This window comes from Caballeronia sp. LZ062 (assembly GCF_031450785.1).
In the GTDB taxonomy this organism is placed as follows: Bacteria; Pseudomonadota; Gammaproteobacteria; order Burkholderiales; family Burkholderiaceae; genus Caballeronia.
In genome coordinates this window covers 342303-359611 of record NZ_JARTWB010000003.1, presented here as the reverse complement: position 1 = coordinate 359611, position 17309 = coordinate 342303, and the positions used below count along the sequence as shown (strand labels likewise).

Below are 17309 nucleotides of genomic sequence, written 5' to 3'. Positions count from 1 at the left end.
ACAGGAAGCCGCGGGATGCTGCAGAGCGGAACGTTCGTTGCTGAAACAATCGGTCACTCCGAGGCCAAAATATGCAATCCACGCAACGACACGCACATCTACCCGAAGAAGCGGTCTGGCAGATACCGGTGCGCGCCGCGCATCACGACGAACCGCGCGTGCTCATCGCCGACGACGATCTGGAGGCCACGCGCGCCATCTGTCTGGCGTTCGAAGACGCCGACTTCACGGTGCGCGCGGTGCATACGGGCCTCGACGCCGTATCGCTCGTGCGCAAATGGCGTCCTGGCGTAGTGCTGCTGGATCTGATGATGCCGCTCGGCGACGGCTGGGAAGCGGCAGAGGCGATTCGCGCGATGGACAAGTCGATGATGCTGATCGCGCATACCGGCCGCACGTCTCCCGACGACTGCGAGCGGGCGCGCCGCACGGGGTTCGACGGCTATTTCGTGAAACCGAGTCCGCTGGATCGCATGATCGACGTCATGCGCACGTATTACTCGACGCATGAAACGTGGCGGGCGCGCGAGTGCTGAGGGCGCCTGAGCGGCGCGGCTAGATCTGCTTGAGACGGCGCAGTGCGTCGTTGCGCGACGTGCCGGCGGCGGCAGCGGGCGTCGCGAGCGCGCTGTCGTGACGGTCGACCGGTCGCGCGGGCAGCGTGCGCTGCAGTCCGGCGGTGAAGCCTTTTCTGAACGCGCGTCGATAGGTTCGGCGATACGCCTCCTCCAGCGACACTTCGCCCGTGTAGTCGGACAGCGCCTCGGTCAGCGCGAGTTGTTCGTGCGCGAGCGTGCGCAGCAACTCGATCAGCACCGGTTGACCCACGCCTGCGCCGTCGCCGCTCGCGAGCACGTCCGACAGCGCCGCCACCGCGCGCGCAACATCGGTGCTGCGCTTTTCGATAGTGACTGCATGCTCGACGACAGGATGCCCGTCCGGGTTGATCGTGATCTTCGCTTCGCTCATCTGTTCTTCCTCATTGCTCGATACATGGCGCACCGCGCCATCTTCTTCGGCAAGAAAGCATTCGTGCTCATTCAGACGAACGGCTGCGCGCGGGCGCGCGAAGTGTGCCCGACTTGCTGGCTCGCGGCAACTGCCGGTTTTTCGCGGTGATGCGAGGTTTCAGGCGTTGACGCGCCGGGCCGGAACGTCGTCCACGGCGACTGCGGGCGCGTCGACTTCGCACTCGACGTGCTCTTTCAGCACATCTTCCCAATATTGGCAGTAGCCGGCCCAGAACGGGACTTGCGTTTGCGCGCAAGCCTCGCCCGGCAGCGGATGCGGCAGCATACGCGCGAGGCGCGCGACCTCCCGGCGCTTCCACTGCAGCAGCGTGCGGCGCGGCCCCCGCACGGCCGGACACAGTTCGTTCATGCGCGTGACGGCGAGCCACAGCCCGTCGGCGGGACTGGAAGCCATGGTCGTGAGAATCGCCGTGTTCGGGCGCGGGCCGCGTTCGTGACAGACGATCGCGCCAATTTGCCCGAGGATGTACATGGTTCGTTCGATACTCGCGTCGACCGGCGGCTGCATGGCGCGTCCTTCTTGTGATGGTTGTCTCATGGCGCTCTCGATTGCCTCATGCGCAACGGGACGCCGCATTCGCGCGGTTCCCGATATCGCGATATTGATATGTTATTGCGCGAACGCATTACGATACCGTAGCGAAAATAATTCGCATCGCATATCGACAAAAATCTACATTGACGAAGCGCGCCTTTTACTGCCGCGCGGCAGGAATCACCGCTGCGTGTAATCGATAGGCTCGTGCGGCGCGTTGGCCGCGAGTTCCGGGCGCCGTTGCTCGGTCGCGGCCTGCACGCCTTTGTCGAAGAAGGACTGCGCGGTGTGTTGCTCGAGCGCGGTGAGAAGGGGAAGGCTTTCCTCGGCCACCGAGTGCATGAGGCTCAGGAGGTCGCGCTTCATCGAATCGGGGAACGTGCAGAAGTGCTCGAATGCACCCGGCGCGGCGATCATGCCGACCAGCGACGAAAGCAGCCGCGCCCGGCTCTTGCAATGCTCGCCGATGGGCTCGGCGTGCGAAACGACGACGCGCCCCTGCGCGTCTACCGTAATGTCGAAGGTCTTCATGCCGATACCTCGCTTGCGTGAGCGGCCCGCCATCGGAACGGACGCAAAGCGAGAATACCTGCGCGCGCCGCTTTCATCTGCGCTCAGTTAAGAAACGAAGCGGCGAGGAACGCGAAACAACGCGTCCGACTTCAACGCGCACCGAGACCGAGCACGTGTTGCTCGAAGAGCGCGCGAACGTCCTTGCTTGCGGCGCTGTTGTCGCACGTCGCGGAGGCGACGATCCGCTTATCACGTCGCATATCACGCGCAACGAAGATGAACTGTTCGCCGAAGCCGGCCGCGAAGACATAGTGCGGCGCGATCCACCAGAGATAGCCGTACTGCGCGCCGTGCATGGGCGGGCCGCCTTCGCTGTGAACCGACATGGCGTCGTCGATAAACGATGCGTCCACGATTTGCGCGCCCCGCCACGCGCCGCGATCCATCATCAATGTGCCGAGCTTAGTCATGTCGCGGGCGCGCAGCATGAGGCCGCGCCCCGCGAACGTATGCCCGGCTTCATCGGCGATCCATTCGCTCGTTTCGATGCCGAGCGGCGCGAAGAGCTTTTCGCGCACATAGTCTTCGACCGTCGCCCCTGTCACGGCTTCGATCGCGAGCGAGAGCAGTTGCACCGCGTGCGAATCGTAGCGAAAGCGTGTACCGGGCGCGTCGACCATGGGCCGTGAGAGTACGAAGTTCAGGCGGTCGTCTTCGCCGGCAAGGCGATCGCACGCGCCGAGCAGACACTGGTCGACCGCGCCGGGCTCGCATTCGAAGCCCGAGGTCATCGTGAGCAGATGCCGCAGCGTGATGCGTCGCACGCGCTCATCGAGTGCGGGGTCGCGCGCTTTCTCGACGATCTCGCCGACCGGCGTGTCGAGGCTCGCAAAGCGCCGCTCGGTCACGGCGATGCCCACGGCCAGCCCCACGACGCTCTTCGTGACCGAATTGACGTTTTCGAGCGTATCGGGCGCGGCGTCGCTGCGGTAATGTTCGAATGCGATGCGGCCGTCGCGCACGACGACGAAGGTGCGCACGCCGCTGCTCTCGCTTTCGAGCGCATCGCGCAGTGCCAGGAAGCCTTGTTGATCGACGGAACCGTGCGACAAAGCGTTGTCCGTTTTCATTTCCATGTCGGTTGACCGTAGTACGCGGCAAGCGGGAGCGATTCGTGCTCCAAGATGTGGAAATCGAGCAAGCCGGATGCCACGGCACCCTCAAGCCTAAGAGACCTCTTTTGTCCGTCCGACGACTCGCAACGCTCTGGCGTCTCGGCAGGGCATTCGCCCGCGAAAGCCATTCGAACCACGACGGCGCGTCGATGCAGCGCATCGCGCGCTTCTTTGCGTTGCACGGCGCGCGCGCCGCGCCGCTCGCCGCCGGTATGCCGGCGCTGCGCCAATTGCCGCGCGTGTTTTCGCTCGCGTCGGGGGCGCTCACGCGCCATCCCGCGCTCGCGGAAGCCGCTGTGCGTGTGGCGCTCTCGGAGATGGAGGGTCTCTTCACGCCTTACGACGCCGCGCGATTCCGCAGTGCATGCGCCATCGCGTTGGCGGCGGCGCCGCGTGCCGAAATGACGGATATCAGCGCGTTGCCGCTGCGCTCGGGCATTGCGGAACAGACGCACGCGGCGCGCATCGATGGCGTGCCGGTGCGCGTCACGCTGCTTCGCGCCGATGCCCGCCAGGAACTCGCCGACGATCTCGATCTCGCGCTTGCCGCCGCGCGCTTTGCGGAGCGGCGCTCGGCGACGGCTCGCGAACTGCAGGCGGTGCAGTGCCTCGCCCTCGTGCGCGAGAGCGTGAATACGATGATCGACCTACGCCAGCGCGCCGCCGACCAGAGCTATCTGCGCTACCGTCTGCGCGAAGACGGCCGCCTCGCGGTGCCCGAAGTCCTCTGGGATTTCTGCAACGACGCCGTGCTGACCACTCGCGCGATCGAAACCGTGCCGCTGTCGGACGGGCATGCGCTCGCGTCGCACGGCTTGCAACAGGCCGATCTCGTCGCGACGCTGATCGAAGCGTTCTTCGAAATGGCGCTCGGGCAGGGCGTGTATCACGCGGGGCTGGATGCGGCGGGAGCGCGCGTGAGTGTCGAGCCGGGCACGCGCGGCCAGATCGTGCTCGAAGCCGATAACGCCATGTCCTTTTTCGCTGCGCACGAGCGCGATTTCATCGTCGGTGTGTCGAATTCGCTGCTGGAAGGCGATCACAAGGCGGCGGCGCGCACGCATTTCGAACACGGGCGGCCGGAGCAGCACGCGGCGCATCACGAAGTGCGCGTGGAATCGACGTATCGCCGCGAGGCCGAGCGCTTCTCGTCGCCGGATGCGCGGCAGGGCACGCACGTCTCCCATCTATTCGACGCCATCGGCAAGGCGCCCGCCGAGCACATGTTCAGCGCGGCGCACGGGCGGATCGCGTCGCGGGCGGTGTTGTTGTCGCGCTCCGTCGAGACGATCGAGCGCATGGCGCACACGGTCGCGCCGGATGTCGATGTCTGGAAAATCGCGCGGCGCGTGATCGCGCGGCTCGCCGCGGATCAGTTCGGCTGCCACGGTTTGCTTGCGCATCTGGCGCAGGAAGCGACGCACTGGCCGCAACTGCTGCCGCGCCTGCCGACGCTCATCGCAAAGCGCGCGGGCGCGTCACAAGGCAACACGTTCTGACGCTTTAGCGCGTGCCGGGACTCATCCGCTCGGCAATGGCGCGGCACGCAGCCTTGAGCGGCGCGACGTAGGTTTCCATCGGCGTCGCGCTCTTTCTGAAGAGCGGAATGCTCACGCTGACGCAGCCGAGCGGCGCGCCGTTCGCGCCGACGATCGCGCTGCCGTAGCAGAAAATCTGCGCTTCGTTCTCCTCGCGGTCTTCGGCGTAGCCGCGCGCGCGGCACGCGTCGAGTTCCGTATCGAGTGCGGCACGATCGACGATGGTATTCGGCGTGAACTGCTGGAACGGGATGCCTTGCAGAAGCGCATCGCGTTCGGCATGTGAAAGCTTCGAAAGATACGCCTTGCCGACGGAACTCGAATACAGCGTGACGCGCGTGCCGATGCGCGATGCCATGCGCACCGCGTGCGGGCTTTCGAGCTTTTCGACATAGACCATTTCCGCGCCGCTTCTCACCGCCAGATGCACGGTCTCCTGCGTGGCGTCGCGCAGTGTCTGCAAAGCGTCGGCGGCGGCGATGCGCAGGTCGGAGCGCTCCCAGCTTCGGCTTGCAAGCGACATCAGGCGCGGACCGAGCGTATAAGAGCCGCCGCGCGCGCTTTCGACGACGAGCCCTTCGGCCATCAACGCGCCGACGATGCGGTACACCGTCGGACGCGGATACCCGCTTTGCGCCGTCAGACGCGCGATAGTCGGCGGCTCGGCGGAATCGGCGATGAACTGAAGCACCGCCATGAACTTGGAGAACGCGGCGGTGCCGGTTGCGCGGGCGGCGTCGAGAGAGGCGGGATCAGCGGACATGATCGGAGAGGGAAGCGGCGGCGCGGCGATTATATCGACGCCCGCTCACGCCACGAGATAGCCGCCGTCCACCGGCACGATGGCCCCCGTCATGAACGCCGCCGCCGGCGACGCCAGAAACGCGACGACGCGCGCGACGTCCTCGGGCAAGCCCCAGCGTTTCATCGGCGTGCGATCCAGAATCGCTTGCGAGCGCCCGCCGTCGTCCTGAAGCGCCTGCGTGAGCGGCGTCGCGATCCAGCCGGGCGCGACCGCGTTCACGCGAATGCCGTCGGCCGCGTACGCGATGGCAAGCGACTTCGTCAGCTGCGCGACGCCGCCCTTGCTCGCGCTGTATGCGGGCACGAGACCCCCGCCGAAAAACGTGAGCATGGACGCCGTGTTCACGATGCTCCCGTCGCTTTTCGCGAGCAAGCCGCGAGCGGCGGCGCACATGCGCATGGTGCCGTTCAGATTGACGGCGATCACGCGCTCGAACGTTTCGATATCGTGTTCGTCGCCGCGCTTGATCATGCCCGCGCAATTCACGAGCACGTCGAGCGCATCGAGGCGATTCACGAGATCGGCGGCGCTGGCGGCATCCGCGACATCGAGCGCGGCGACTTCGATGCTGCCGCCGAGCGCGTCGCGCTGGGCATCGGTCGGTGCGATGCCCGCCGCGATCACGCGCGCACCGAGCCCGGCGAACTGCTGGGCGATGCCCGCGCCGATGCCCTGCGTGCCGCCTGTGACGACGACGGTCTTACCCTTGAAGAGATCAGTCTGAAAAGTCATATCGCTCATTTTGGTGCTCACGCTCACACGACGGGAACGGCCGACGCCGGCTGCTCGGCGTCCTGAATCGGCACGCGCACGACGAACATGTAGACGAGCGCGGCTGCAAACGCGACGCCCGCGCTGATCAGGAACGCGTTGACGAACGAATGCGTCTTGTCGACCACGAGGCCCGTGATGAACGGCGCGAAGGAGCCGCCGAAATAGCCGCCGAAGTTCTGAATGCTGCCGAGCGACGCCACCATGTGACGCGGCGCCGCCACCGAGACGAGCGCCCACGCCGCGCCGCTCGCCATGTTGACGAAGAACATCGCCGCCGAGAGATACGTGATGGCAAGCGCGAGGTTCGGCGTGAACGCAGCCGGAACCGTGAAGAGCGCCGCGCCGATGAGACCCGAGCAGATCGGCCACTTGCGGCTGCGAATCGGTGCGACGCCGCGCGCCATGAGTCCATCGGCGATGAAACCCGACGACAGCATGCCGAGCGTGCCTGCGAGATACGGAATCGACACGATCCAGCCCGTCTTCGCAATAGTCAGATGCCGTTCGTGTTCCAGATAGGCGGGCAGCCACGTCAGATACAGCCACACCATGTAGATCACGCCCATGAAGCCGAAGATCATGCCCCACGTGGTCGCCTTGCCGAAGAGCCCGCGCCACTCCGCGAAGCTCATGCTGCGCTCCGTGCGCTGCGCCGGCTCGCCTTCGGTCAGATGCGCGATCTCCTGCGGCTCCAGCGCGATATCCTTGCGGTTGCGATACACGATGTACCAGCCGATCGCCACCGCAATGCCCAGCACGCCCATGATGACGAACATGTTGCGCCAGCCGAAGCTGAGCAGCAGCACGGTGAGAATCGGCGGCGCGAGCGCGGGGCCGATCGTCGAGGACGTGACGAAGATGCCGGTGGGCTTGCCGCGCTCGTGTTGCGCGAACCATTCCGAGACGACCTTGGCGCCGGCCGGAAACTGCGGCGCTTCGCCGATGCCGAGCGCGATGCGCGCCGCGAGGAACTGATGCAGGTTCGTGACGAGGCCGCCGAACAACTGCGCAACCGACCAGACGAACATGCCGAGGCCGAGCATGATGCGCGCGCCGAAACGGTCGAGCATCACGCCGATGGGCAACTGTGAGAACGCATACGCGAAGGAGAAGGCGGACAGCAGCAGTCCCATCTGCGATGCCGAGAGCCCGAGTTCCTGCGTGACGGAATGATTGGCGATGGACAGCGTGCTGCGGTCGAGATAATTCACGATCCCGGCGAGCGTCAAAAAAGTGAGCGCGATCCACTGAATGCGCTTGATGCGCGGCGATTTGCTTTGCATGGTGTCTCCCCGAATGCGCTTCTTTGGCGCTTCGGCTCTTATGGTGGTTTGGCTGTCCGACGAACTAGCGGATGAACTGGTCGACGAAATCCGCGCCCAGCCCGACCGATTCATAGTGCTTGCGGCACATATCGACCTTGGTGAACACGTCTTCGTACCCGGTGTAGTTGCCGTACGGATCGCAATAGAACATGACACCGTTCACCTGGAAGTAGGTGATCATTTCTTCCACGTCTTCCGGCACGTACAGCGTATGCGTTTCGCCGGGCGGCTCGAAGACATAGCTGCCTTCTGTCGCGACCCAGTCGTGCTCCAGATAACGCCAGCGGCCTTTCAGCACCATGCCGTGAACGGCTTGCGGATGACGATGCCGCGAAAGCACGCCGGACTTGCGCACGCGCAGCAGGTTCATCCAGTAGCCGGTGGAGACGTTCAGGCAGAGTGGGCGAAACCACACGTTCTCGGCCTGCGCGACCCATTCGCGCTCGTCGGTCGGAATGGCATGGCCGATGACGATTTCCTTCTGCGCTTCCTTGGGATTGGGATATTGGTACGGCGTCATTGCGTCCGCCGACGGTTTTGGCGCGGGCATCGCGTCTCCTGTGTCCATAATGTGGATCGTAGAATCAAATTATGGACAAATGGTCGCGCTGCGTCGGCGAAATGTCAAGATTTGTCAGCGGGTGCGAAAACGGCGGACGAAAAAAAAGCGGGCCCGGAACCGGACCCGCTTTTGCACGCGAACTGCGGCGCCTTATCGCGCCATCATCAGCATGTGCACGTTATGCATGACCCACACCGTACCGACGATGATCACGAGCGACATCAGGATCGTGTACGCGAACGACAGGGCATGCCAGCGTTGTCCCTTCGACGTATTCACGTGCAGGAAAAACACCACATGAACGACCATCTGCACGGCGGCCAGCACCGCCAGCCAGACGAGCCCTTGTTCGCCCGACGCCTTGCCTGCGGTCACGAGCCAGAACGAAGCCACCGTGAGGACGACGGCCAGCACGAAGCCGGCGAGATACCCGCCCACGGTGACGTGCGGAATATCGCTATGCGTTGTATGCGTATGAGCCATTAGACGACGCTCGCAAGGTAGACGAAGGAGAACACGCAAATCCAGACGATGTCGAGGAAGTGCCAGAAGAGGCTGAGGCACGCGAGCCGGCGAATCTGGCGCTCGTTCAACTCGGGCTTCTGCATGATTTGCACGGCGAGCACGACGAGCCACACGAGGCCGAGCGTGACGTGCAAACCGTGCGTGCCGACGAGCGTGAAGAACGACGACCAGAACGCGCTACGCTGCGGGCCCGCGCCTTCGGCGATCAAGTGGGCGAACTCGTGCAGTTCGAGCCACAGAAAGCCCGCGCCCAGCGCGAACGTGACGAAGAGCCACGCGAGCACGCCGCCTGTCTGCTTGCGATGCGCCGAGATCATCGCGAAGCCGAATGTGAGGCTGCTCGTGAGCAGCAGTCCGGTTTCGATGGCGACATCGCGCAGATTGAAGAGATCCTTGGCCGTGGGGCCGCCCGCGAACTGGTTCGCCATCATCGCGAAGGTCGCGAAGAGGGACGCGAACAGCACGCAGTCGGTCATCAGGTAGGACCAGAAGCCGAACACCGAATGAGACGGCTGGTGTTCGTGCTCGTGCGCGTCATGCGCGGAAAGCGTCGATTGCGACATTTACAGCACCTCCAGTTCCATTTCGCGCCCCGCGCCGGCCTTGGCGGGCGACTTCGGCGGACGATTCCGCTCTTCGGTCGCCTTCACCGTGGCGGCGGGGATGATATAGCCGGCGTTCTCGCCGAAGCTGTAGCCGATCACGACCGCTGCGACGCCGATCAGACCGACGATAGCCAGCCACCAGATATGCCAGATCGCCGCGAAGCCGAATGCCAGCGCGAACACGCCAACCAGGAAACCGGCGCTCGTGTTCGACGGCATATGGATGTCGCGGAACGGACGCGTTTCGACGCGACCCGTTTCCTTCGCGTGAGCGAAGTCGTCGAGTTCACGAACGGCCGGCACATGCGCAAAGTTGTAGACCGGCGGCGGCGAGCTGATCGACCATTCGAGCGTACGTCCGCCCCACGGGTCGCCCGTGACATCGCGATAAGCCGGCTGATTACGGCGAATCACGCTCACGACGATCTGCGCGACCTGGAACGCCACGCCCAGCGCAATGATGCCGACACCGCACGCCGCGACCACCAGATACGGCTGCCATGCGGGGTTGTCGTAGTGATTCAGGCGGCGCGTCATGCCCATGAAGCCGAGAATGTAGATCGGCACGAACGCCACGAAGAAGCCGACGAACCAGCAGATGAACGCATTGCGGCCGAGCTTTTCGTCGAGCTTGAAGCCGAACACTTTCGGCCACCAGAACTGCACGCCCGCGAAGTAGCCGAACACCACGCCGCCGATAATGGCGTTATGGAAGTGCGCGATCAGGAACAGGCTGTTGTGCAGCACGAAGTCCGCGCCCGGAATGGCGAGCATCACGCCCGTCATGCCGCCGAGCGTAAACGTGATGATGAAGCCGATGGTCCACAGAACCGGCGTGGTGAACTGCACGCGGCCGCGGTACATCGTGAAGAGCCAGTTGAATATCTTCACGCCGGTCGGGATCGAGATAATCATCGTCATGATGCCGAAGAAGGCATTGACGTTCGCACCCGAGCCCATGGTGAAGAAGTGGTGCAGCCACACGAGAAACGACAGCACCATGATGCAGCACGTCGCCCAGACCATCGTCTTGTAGCCGAAGAGCGGCTTCTTCGAGAACGTGGAGACGACTTCCGAATAGATGCCGAACGCCGGCAGAACCAGAATGTAGACCTCGGGGTGGCCCCACGCCCAGATCAGGTTCAGATACACCATCGGATTGCCGCCGGCATCGTTCGTGAAGAAGTGCATGCCGAGATAGCGGTCGAGGCCGAGCAGCGCGAGCGCGACGGTCAGAATCGGGAACGTCGCCATGATGAGCACGTTCGAGCAGAACGCCGTCCACGTGAACACCGGCAGCTTCATCCACGTCATGCCGGGCGCGCGCATCTTCACGATGGTCACGAAGAAGTTCACGCCGGTGAGCAGCGTGCCGACACCGGACAACTGCAGCGCCCAGATGTAGTAGTCGACGCCCACGCCCGGACTGAACTGCGTTTCCGACAGCGGCGGATAGGCGAGCCAGCCCGTCGCCGAGAACTCGCCGATGAAGAGTGACAGGTTGATCAGCACTGCGGCCATCGCCGTCATCCAGAACGACAGCGAGTTGATGAACGGGAACGCCACGTCGCGCGCGCCGATCTGCAGCGGCACCACGAGATTGAAGAACGCCACGAGCAGGGCCATCGCCATGAAGAAGATCATGATGGTGCCGTGCGCGGAGAAGATCTGGTCGTAGTGATGCGGCGGCAGAAAGCCCGGCGAATCGAGCGCGATGGCCTGCTGCGCGCGCATCATGACGGCGTCGACGAAGCCGCGCACGAGCATCAGTCCGGCGACGACCAGATACATGATGCCGATGCGCTTGTGCTCAGTCGAAGTCAGGTACTCGCGCCAGAGCCAGCCCCATTTTCCGAACTTGGTGAGAGCGGCGGCCGTCCCGAGCGCCATGACCGCCATGAGGACGGTCGCCCCCATGATGATCGGCTCGTGGTACGGGATCGCCTCAAGCGTTAATTTGCCGAACATGGCTTACCCCTTGGTTACGCAATTCGTGCCAACGGTGACATTCCCGTTGTTGTACTTGCCGACGATGTTGTTGAAGAGCTTCGGATCGACGGTCGAGAAGTAGCGGACCGCGACCTTCTCGCTCGGACGCGCGACGCCCGCATAAACGTTCATGTCCAGTGCCTCGGGCGCGGTCTTGACCTTCTTGACCCACGAATCGAAGTCAGCCTGCGACAGGGCGAGCGCGCGGAACTTCATGTCGGAGAAGCCCGCGCCGCTGTAGTTCGCCGAGATGCCCGCGTAGTCACCCGCGTGGTCGGCTTGCAGGTTCAGACGCGTCTGCATGCCCGCCATCGCGTAGATCTGGCTGCCGAGCTGCGGGATGAAGAACGAGTTCATCACGGAGTCCGACGTAATGCGGAAGTTGACCGGCGTGCCGACCGGGAACGCCACCTGATTGACCGACGCAATGCCGAGGTCCGGATAGACGAAGAGCCATTTCCAGTCGAGCGCGACGACTTCGACGTTGATCGGCTTCACGTTCGACTGTATGGGCTTGTACGGGTCGAGTTCGTGCGTGCTCTTCCACGTCAGCGTGCCGAGAAAGAGGATGATGGCCGCCGGGATCGCCCAGACGACGACCTCGATGGCCGTGGAGTGCGTCCATTTCGGCGCGTACGTGGCGTTCGTGTTGGATGCGCGATAGCGCCAGGCAAAGATCAGGGTGAGCAGAATCACCGGAACGACGACGAGAAGCATCGTGAAAGTCGCGGTGGCGATAAGCGAGCTTTCCGCCGCGCCGATCACGCCTTTCGAGTCGAGCACCTCGAGATTGCATCCCGATAAACAGACACTGGCCAACAAACCCGATAACAATGGCGCTGCTAAACGGTGAGTATTTTCATTCATTGCATTCGCTGGTTTTTTGGATCGAAGCGTCCTTGGGAAGAACGCCGTTTCACGGCGTTGCGCCGCGACGCGATCATGCCACGCGAGATTTATCGCGATGTTGCGAATCTATGGAATTTGGTCGTAAAACGCGGTGTTGCGACGCTGTGTCGCGCGGGTTACGCCTTTCGAATGAGCGCGTGCATGAGTACGCGTTTGCTAGCGCTGAACCCGCCATTCTGCCGGCATCGCGTCACGCTTGCGAGCGATAAGAACGTTCGACATCGAATGCATCAAAATTTGGCATAGCGAAGGACGTTTCTTGTCAAATGGTGTTGCGCGACGCATTGAGCGAAATGTAAGCGTTCAAAATGCGGGGCCCCGTAGCGCAGCCGCGTTCTGGCGCCGTCGGGGCGACCACAGCCCGACACCACACACATGAAGAAGAAACTCATCACTCTGGCCGCCACGCTGCTGGCCCCGATGCTCGCGCACGCCGGTTGCGAAGACATGATGCAGACGTGGGCGAATACGCTGCACGCCGACAAGACACTCGATAGCACGCTCAGCGTGTGCAAGACGTGGCCCGCGAATCCCGCGTTGACGCTCGCGGCGCTTGCGTTCGCTGGCGACGACATGGAGTCGGAGAACGGCGCGGGGGACCTCGACGTGCTCGTCGCCGACAGTGCGACCGGAGCGATCGTCGCGCACGTGTTTCAGGCCGGCGCGATCAGGCGGGACGCGGCCGGGTCCGCCGATCTCGCGCTCGAGACGGCGCGCTATCGACTCGCGCCGAAGGAGCGCGCGTTCGGCGTGCGCGTGAGTTACGACGGCTCGTCGCGTCCCGCGCCATATGGCGAAGTGACACTCAGTCTCTACACGTTCGACGGACACACGCTGCGTCCCGTGCTCGATCAGTTGACGGTCGCTCAGGCGAGCGGCGAATGGGACACGCGTTGCGACGGCTGGTACGACTCCACGAAGCGAACGCTGTCGGTGGGCGCGCCCGGCGCAGAAGGTTACGCGTCGCTCTACATCGCGGAGCAGACGGTGCATAGCGTCTCGCGCATGACCAAGGGCGTCTGTGTCAACAAGGACGGCGCGCCGAAACGGACGCACTTCACGCTTGAGTATCGAAACGGGCGCTACAGCGTGCCGAAGGGTTTGCAGCGCAACGGATGATCAAGAAGCCGCGCCCGGTCGTACATCTGCGCCAGCGGTGGGAAGCGTGCAGATGGAACCGCTGTTCCCGTGACGATCGTCAATAACAGCAAGTTTGGGCTGCTTGTCGAGGGAGACGGCCAGAGCTACGATCTAAAGACATGGGCGCTTTGGACGAGAAGTGTGGGCTTAACTTATCGTGTGCGAATGCGCGGTGCGAAACGTCGCACCGGCTGGACTGCGTGAGGCCGTCTGACGCGCCGTACATCATATGCCGTTCCACGAGCGCAGCAGCTTGTGCAAGCTCGACTTCAACGCGCGTCTGCCGTGCCCAATCGCTACGAAACACCATGAACGTCGCTTGGCGCAAGCGTCGCTTCGACGGCTCGCGCCGGTCAAATCAGGCAGTCAGATCATGAATCGATATCAAGCTGGAACCCAAGTCTCTCCAAGCCCATGGCGGCATGATTTCGCGCCCCTCGTCATTCGCGGGCGCAGCGTGCTGCCCATCGTGCAGGGCGGCATGGGCGTCGGCATCTCCGCGCATCGGCTGGCGGGCAGCGTCGCGCGGGAGTGCGCGGTCGGCACGATCGCCAGTATCGATCTGCGTCACCATCACGCCGATCTGCTGGACATCTGCCGCGCCGATCCCTCGCGCGAAACGCTCGAGCGGGCGAACCTGACCGCGCTCGCGCGCGAGATTCGCGGCGCGCGTGAACTGTCGGAAGGTCGCGGCATGATCGCCGTGAATGTCATGAAAGCGGTCAGCGCCCATGCCGATTACGTGCGTGTGGCCTGCGAAGAGGGCGCCGACGCGATCGTCATGGGCGCGGGCCTGCCCCTCGATCTGCCCGATCTGACGCAAGGCTGCGATATCGCACTGATTCCGATTCTTTCCGACAGCCGCGGCGTCGCGCTCGTCCTGAAAAAGTGGATGAAGAAGGGGCGCTTGCCGGATGCCATCGTGATCGAACATCCGGCGCATGCCGGCGGGCACCTCGGCGTCAACGACGTGTCGGACATGAACAACGAGCGTTTCGGCTTTGCGCGCGTGCTCGCCGAACTGGAGACGGCGTTCGTGTCGCTCGGACTTGCGCGCTCGGACGTGCCGGTGATCGTCGCGGGCGGCATCAACAGCCACGAAGCCGTGCGCACGTGGCTCGCGGCCGGCGCGAACGGCGTCCAGATCGGCACGCCCTTCGCGGTCACGGAAGAGGGCGACGCACATCCGGAATTCAAGCGCGTGCTCGCGCAGGCGACGCCCGACGATATCGTCGAGTTCGTCAGCGTCACGGGGCTGCCCGCGCGAGCCGTCAAGACGCCGTGGCTCATGCGCTATTTGCGCAACGAAGAGCGCATCCGCACGAAGATCGGCGCGCGCAAGCAGACATGCCCGACGGCGCTCGAGTGCCTGAGCGCGTGCGGGCTGCGCGACGGCATCGAGAAGTTCGGACACTTCTGCATCGACACGCGGCTCGCCGCGGCGCTGCGCGGCGACGTGGGCAACGGCCTGTTCTTCCGTGGCCGCGAGAAATTGCCGTTCGGCGCGGCCATTCGCAGCGTTCGCGAACTGATCGAACTGCTCCTGACCGGTAATACGCAAGCGCCCGTCGCGGCTTGCTGACCGCCGAACGTTCGAATTCGTCCTATTGGCCGGCTACCGGGCCCGTCGTAGCCTCTTTGACGCGGCTAGACGTACCCGATCAAGGAGAAAAGACACATGTCGAAGCGATTCCCCGTCCATCCAAAGCATCCGGAACGCAACTGCTGGGGCTGCGACCACTATTGCGCGGCCGATGCGCTGCGTTGCGGAAACGGCTCTAGCCGCACGCAGCATCCGGCCGAGCTTCTGGGCGAAGACTGGTACACGTTCGGCGACTGGGGGCTGGACATCGTCGATCAGGCCACGTCCATTCAACCGGCTGTAATGAAGGCGCGTTAAGCGGCGCGCGAAATGCAGTGACCGCAAGCCCGCGCTCGTAATTCGGCGTTCTCCTACGGAATGACGCTATCGGCGTGCCTAGAATTTTGGCAACCCACACCACGCGTTGCCGCCGTCATGCCCACGAAGCTCGAGTTCGAAACCCCGGAAGGCCGTTTGTCGCTGCCGATAGACGATGTTGAATTCATGGCCTACGACGCCGGCGAGGCCACGTTGCATTCCATGCGACATTTCATCGAGCGAATGCGCGCCATGGGACTCGGTCAGCTCGCCGAAGCGCACGCGCGGCTCCTCGCGCAGAACAAGCTTCATGTGATCGAATTGCGGGAAGCGCGCCACGATGCAGAGGCGCTCCTAGCATGCGGCGCGATCGGCGAGGCGATTGAAGACCACATCACGCCGCGCATCGATATGCTGCGCGACGGCATCGCACAGACGCATGCGCAGTTGCGCGCGAGCGTCGAACGGCTGGCCGCGCTGTCGGAGGCGTGCCATCAGGCGTTGCATCAGATTCCGGGGTATCGCGCGCCCAGCCGCCCGCGCGACTGAGCGTCGGCGCGACAGCTAACATCATCCGCCGGAATATTTGCGCAACAGCGCGCTCACATCGATGCGCTGTCCTTGCAGCAACAGCAGCCGCGCGTGCAACACCAGATTCTCGATCACAAGCAGCGCCGTGGTCAGCATGTAGGTGACGTTCACGTCGCCGGGATTGAGTCCGCTTGCCTGCAGGCTGCGATGCCTTTCCAGCAGCGACGTCAATACGAGACCGCGCAGTTCCGGCTCGCCGAACGGCAGGTCGCCGTAATCGACGGGGTCTTCGCGTTCCAGTTCTTCGAGCAGCCCGGTCAATTCGCTGATGGTCACTTCCATGGCGTCTCCGGCAAGCGGTTGCGTGGATGGCGTTGCGTGGATGGCGGACAGCGCCTTCATGATGCCACGTCGGAAAGATCCGCGCGTCACAGCGCCTTCAGAAGCTGACCGTCGCTGTGATCGTGTCCGAGTATTTGCCGGCGGGCTGCGATGTCTGAGCCGGCACCACGCCATAGACGACGAACGACTGCGATGAACCGACGCCCGTTCCCGTGTTCGTCGTCGTGCCATTCGTGCCGTCGCCCCAAGGCTTGGTGCGAGCGGCGTCCGTGTACAACTGGTAGTCGACGGTCGCGGCGCCCGACTGAAGCGCGAGCTTGCGCATCGCAACGGTGCCGCCGGGCGTCGTGCCGCCGTCGAGTGCGACGGTATAGGGTGCGCCTGACACACACGTGACCTGCACTGTGCTCGTCGCCTGAAGCGGCTGATTCAGCAGGCTGGCGGCGGGAAACGCGAGCGGTGCCGCAACGATGTTGCAATCCGCGATGACGGTCGCCGACAGCGTCAAGGCGGTTCTGCCATTGGGACTGGTGAAGCTGCTGCAACTCGGCGGCGTGCCCGTATAGCCCGAGTACGCGAAGAGCGTGTCGTTCGTCGTGAACGGCAAAGTGTAGCTACCGACGACTGCGGATACCTGGTTCGCGTCGATGCGCCCATACATCGTCACGTTCGTCGATGCGCTTCCGGCCGTCACCGGAAGATCCAGCTGCACGAGCGGCGGCGAGCCCGATGAATAGTACGAACCCCATATCGTCTGATGCGAAGCGTCGGAGTAGATGTTCGCTGTGAGCTTGTTCCCCGACGGCCCGCTCAAGTAGCGTTGCGTGAATGTCGAGCCTCCCGGCGCGCCGAGGCTCAGGCACAGCCTCACGGTCGCCGTCGAGAACCCCGTGCAAGTGACGCCGATGGTTCCCGTCGCGTCGGCGGGCGCGCCGCTGATCGTGCTGACCACGCCGAAATTGATGTTGCTGGTGGTGAAGGCGCAGCTTTGCGACCACGCAAAGCGCGGTGACAAAACCAATAGCAACGCACAGAGGCCGAGTCGCCAGCAGTCGAACTTCCGTCTCGCGGCGTTATTCATCACGTGTCTCCTTGTGCGGATGTGCGGGC

20 protein-coding genes are annotated in these 17309 nt (G+C 63.8%); 6 read left to right on the top strand and 14 right to left on the bottom strand.

The genetic code is table 11. The annotated features are described in order from the left end of the window. The first annotated feature begins 71 nt into the window (after positions 1 to 71). Complete coding sequence (locus P9239_RS21805; protein ID WP_309754727.1) at positions 72 to 536, top strand: response regulator; 465 nt, start codon at positions 72 to 74, stop codon at positions 534 to 536. Between the two features lie 19 nt (positions 537 to 555). Here P9239_RS21805 and P9239_RS21800 read toward each other — a convergent pair whose 3' ends face one another. The 4 genes from P9239_RS21800 to P9239_RS21785 all read right to left on the bottom strand — a co-directional run bounded on the left by P9239_RS21800 (position 556) and on the right by P9239_RS21785 (position 3209). Beyond that, positions 556 to 969 carry a hypothetical protein gene (locus P9239_RS21800; RefSeq protein WP_309754726.1) on the bottom strand — a complete coding sequence of 138 codons (414 nt, stop codon included), beginning with the start codon at positions 967 to 969 and terminating at the stop codon, positions 556 to 558. Positions 970 to 1128: 159 nt separating this feature from the next. Beyond that, positions 1129 to 1569: a hypothetical protein gene (locus P9239_RS21795; protein ID WP_309754725.1), complete on the bottom strand. Its 441-nt coding sequence runs from the start codon at positions 1567 to 1569 to the stop codon at positions 1129 to 1131. Positions 1570 to 1746: 177 nt separating this feature from the next. Further along, entirely contained in the window at positions 1747 to 2097 is a 351-nt protein-coding gene (locus tag P9239_RS21790; RefSeq protein WP_309754723.1) for a hypothetical protein, read from the bottom strand. Between the two features lie 131 nt (positions 2098 to 2228). Next, complete coding sequence (locus P9239_RS21785) at positions 2229 to 3209, bottom strand: serine hydrolase (RefSeq protein WP_309754721.1); 981 nt, start codon at positions 3207 to 3209, stop codon at positions 2229 to 2231. Between the two features lie 110 nt (positions 3210 to 3319). On the opposite strand from P9239_RS21785, the gene P9239_RS21780 reads away from it, so the two are divergent. Continuing rightward, on the top strand, positions 3320 to 4753 hold the full coding sequence (locus P9239_RS21780; RefSeq protein WP_309754719.1) for an AarF/UbiB family protein: 1434 nt from the start codon (positions 3320 to 3322) through the stop codon (positions 4751 to 4753). A 4-nt stretch (positions 4754 to 4757) separates the two neighbouring features. On the opposite strand, the gene P9239_RS21775 is transcribed toward P9239_RS21780, so the two are convergent. From P9239_RS21775 to cyoA, 8 genes are all read right to left on the bottom strand, one after another. After that, positions 4758 to 5555 (bottom strand): IclR family transcriptional regulator, encoded by a 798-nt coding sequence (locus P9239_RS21775; RefSeq protein ID WP_309754718.1) that lies wholly within the window; start codon positions 5553 to 5555, stop codon positions 4758 to 4760. A 45-nt stretch (positions 5556 to 5600) separates the two neighbouring features. Beyond that, entirely contained in the window at positions 5601 to 6329 is a 729-nt protein-coding gene (locus P9239_RS21770; RefSeq protein WP_309754716.1) for an SDR family oxidoreductase, read from the bottom strand. Positions 6330 to 6352: 23 nt separating this feature from the next. Then, entirely contained in the window at positions 6353 to 7654 is a 1302-nt protein-coding gene (locus P9239_RS21765) for an MFS transporter (RefSeq protein WP_309754714.1), read from the bottom strand. Between the two features lie 64 nt (positions 7655 to 7718). Next, entirely contained in the window at positions 7719 to 8246 is a 528-nt protein-coding gene (locus P9239_RS21760; protein WP_309754712.1) for a 2,4'-dihydroxyacetophenone dioxygenase family protein, read from the bottom strand. A gap of 162 nt (positions 8247 to 8408) precedes the next feature. After that, the gene (gene cyoD / locus P9239_RS21755; RefSeq protein ID WP_309754711.1) at positions 8409 to 8741 is read right to left on the bottom strand and encodes a cytochrome o ubiquinol oxidase subunit IV; all 333 of its coding nucleotides are present in this window, start codon (positions 8739 to 8741) and stop codon (positions 8409 to 8411) included. After that, positions 8741 to 9346, bottom strand: coding sequence for a cytochrome o ubiquinol oxidase subunit III (gene cyoC, locus P9239_RS21750; RefSeq protein WP_309754710.1), 606 nt, complete (start codon positions 9344 to 9346; stop codon positions 8741 to 8743). Before cyoC ends, cyoD begins: the two co-directional genes overlap by 1 nt. Further along, positions 9347 to 11356: a cytochrome o ubiquinol oxidase subunit I gene (gene cyoB / locus P9239_RS21745; protein WP_309754709.1), complete on the bottom strand. Its 2010-nt coding sequence runs from the start codon at positions 11354 to 11356 to the stop codon at positions 9347 to 9349. It lies immediately after the preceding gene. Between the two features lie 3 nt (positions 11357 to 11359). Next, on the bottom strand, positions 11360 to 12244 hold the full coding sequence (gene cyoA / locus P9239_RS21740; protein WP_309754708.1) for a ubiquinol oxidase subunit II: 885 nt from the start codon (positions 12242 to 12244) through the stop codon (positions 11360 to 11362). 417 nt (positions 12245 to 12661) lie between these two features. Between cyoA and P9239_RS21735 the strand changes: the two genes are divergently transcribed. The 4 genes from P9239_RS21735 (at position 12662) to P9239_RS21720 (ending at position 15875) form a co-directional block, all read left to right on the top strand. After that, on the top strand, positions 12662 to 13405 hold the full coding sequence (locus P9239_RS21735; RefSeq protein WP_309754707.1) for a hypothetical protein: 744 nt from the start codon (positions 12662 to 12664) through the stop codon (positions 13403 to 13405). 394 nt (positions 13406 to 13799) lie between these two features. Continuing rightward, a complete protein-coding gene (locus P9239_RS21730; RefSeq protein WP_309754706.1) occupies positions 13800 to 15008 on the top strand; it encodes a nitronate monooxygenase family protein in 1209 nt (402 codons plus the stop codon). 96 nt (positions 15009 to 15104) lie between these two features. Further along, positions 15105 to 15326, top strand: a complete 222-nt coding sequence (locus tag P9239_RS21725) for a DUF3079 domain-containing protein (protein ID WP_309754705.1) — start codon at positions 15105 to 15107, stop codon at positions 15324 to 15326. 117 nt (positions 15327 to 15443) lie between these two features. Beyond that, on the top strand, positions 15444 to 15875 hold the full coding sequence (locus tag P9239_RS21720) for a hypothetical protein (RefSeq protein ID WP_309754704.1): 432 nt from the start codon (positions 15444 to 15446) through the stop codon (positions 15873 to 15875). 21 nt (positions 15876 to 15896) lie between these two features. Here P9239_RS21720 and P9239_RS21715 read toward each other — a convergent pair whose 3' ends face one another. Further along, on the bottom strand, positions 15897 to 16199 hold the full coding sequence (locus P9239_RS21715; RefSeq protein WP_309754703.1) for a hypothetical protein: 303 nt from the start codon (positions 16197 to 16199) through the stop codon (positions 15897 to 15899). Between the two features lie 97 nt (positions 16200 to 16296). Beyond that, positions 16297 to 17280: a spore coat U domain-containing protein gene (locus P9239_RS21710; RefSeq protein ID WP_309754702.1), complete on the bottom strand. Its 984-nt coding sequence runs from the start codon at positions 17278 to 17280 to the stop codon at positions 16297 to 16299. Positions 17281 to 17309 lie beyond the last annotated feature (29 nt).

Bases quoted from the DNA above. Each gene is read 5' to 3' on its own strand.
- P9239_RS21805 (WP_309754727.1), top strand. From the start codon at position 72: ATGCAATCCACGCAACGACACGCACATCTACCCGAAGAAGCGGTCTGG.
- P9239_RS21800 (WP_309754726.1), bottom strand. From the start codon at position 969: ATGAGCGAAGCGAAGATCACGATCAACCCGGACGGGCATCCTGTCGTC.
- P9239_RS21795 (WP_309754725.1), bottom strand. From the start codon at position 1,569: ATGAGACAACCATCACAAGAAGGACGCGCCATGCAGCCGCCGGTCGAC.
- P9239_RS21790 (WP_309754723.1), bottom strand. From the start codon at position 2,097: ATGAAGACCTTCGACATTACGGTAGACGCGCAGGGGCGCGTCGTCGTT.
- P9239_RS21785 (WP_309754721.1), bottom strand. From the start codon at position 3,209: ATGAAAACGGACAACGCTTTGTCGCACGGTTCCGTCGATCAACAAGGC.
- P9239_RS21775 (WP_309754718.1), bottom strand. From the start codon at position 5,555: ATGTCCGCTGATCCCGCCTCTCTCGACGCCGCCCGCGCAACCGGCACC.
- P9239_RS21770 (WP_309754716.1), bottom strand. From the start codon at position 6,329: ATGACTTTTCAGACTGATCTCTTCAAGGGTAAGACCGTCGTCGTCACA.
- P9239_RS21765 (WP_309754714.1), bottom strand. From the start codon at position 7,654: ATGCAAAGCAAATCGCCGCGCATCAAGCGCATTCAGTGGATCGCGCTC.
- P9239_RS21760 (WP_309754712.1), bottom strand. From the start codon at position 8,246: ATGCCCGCGCCAAAACCGTCGGCGGACGCAATGACGCCGTACCAATAT.
- cyoD (WP_309754711.1), bottom strand. From the start codon at position 8,741: ATGGCTCATACGCATACAACGCATAGCGATATTCCGCACGTCACCGTG.
- cyoC (WP_309754710.1), bottom strand. From the start codon at position 9,346: ATGTCGCAATCGACGCTTTCCGCGCATGACGCGCACGAGCACGAACAC.
- cyoB (WP_309754709.1), bottom strand. From the start codon at position 11,356: ATGTTCGGCAAATTAACGCTTGAGGCGATCCCGTACCACGAGCCGATC.
- cyoA (WP_309754708.1), bottom strand. From the start codon at position 12,244: ATGAATGAAAATACTCACCGTTTAGCAGCGCCATTGTTATCGGGTTTG.
- P9239_RS21735 (WP_309754707.1), top strand. From the start codon at position 12,662: ATGAAGAAGAAACTCATCACTCTGGCCGCCACGCTGCTGGCCCCGATG.
- P9239_RS21730 (WP_309754706.1), top strand. From the start codon at position 13,800: ATGAATCGATATCAAGCTGGAACCCAAGTCTCTCCAAGCCCATGGCGG.
- P9239_RS21725 (WP_309754705.1), top strand. From the start codon at position 15,105: ATGTCGAAGCGATTCCCCGTCCATCCAAAGCATCCGGAACGCAACTGC.
- P9239_RS21720 (WP_309754704.1), top strand. From the start codon at position 15,444: ATGCCCACGAAGCTCGAGTTCGAAACCCCGGAAGGCCGTTTGTCGCTG.
- P9239_RS21715 (WP_309754703.1), bottom strand. From the start codon at position 16,199: ATGGAAGTGACCATCAGCGAATTGACCGGGCTGCTCGAAGAACTGGAA.
- P9239_RS21710 (WP_309754702.1), bottom strand. From the start codon at position 17,280: ATGAATAACGCCGCGAGACGGAAGTTCGACTGCTGGCGACTCGGCCTC.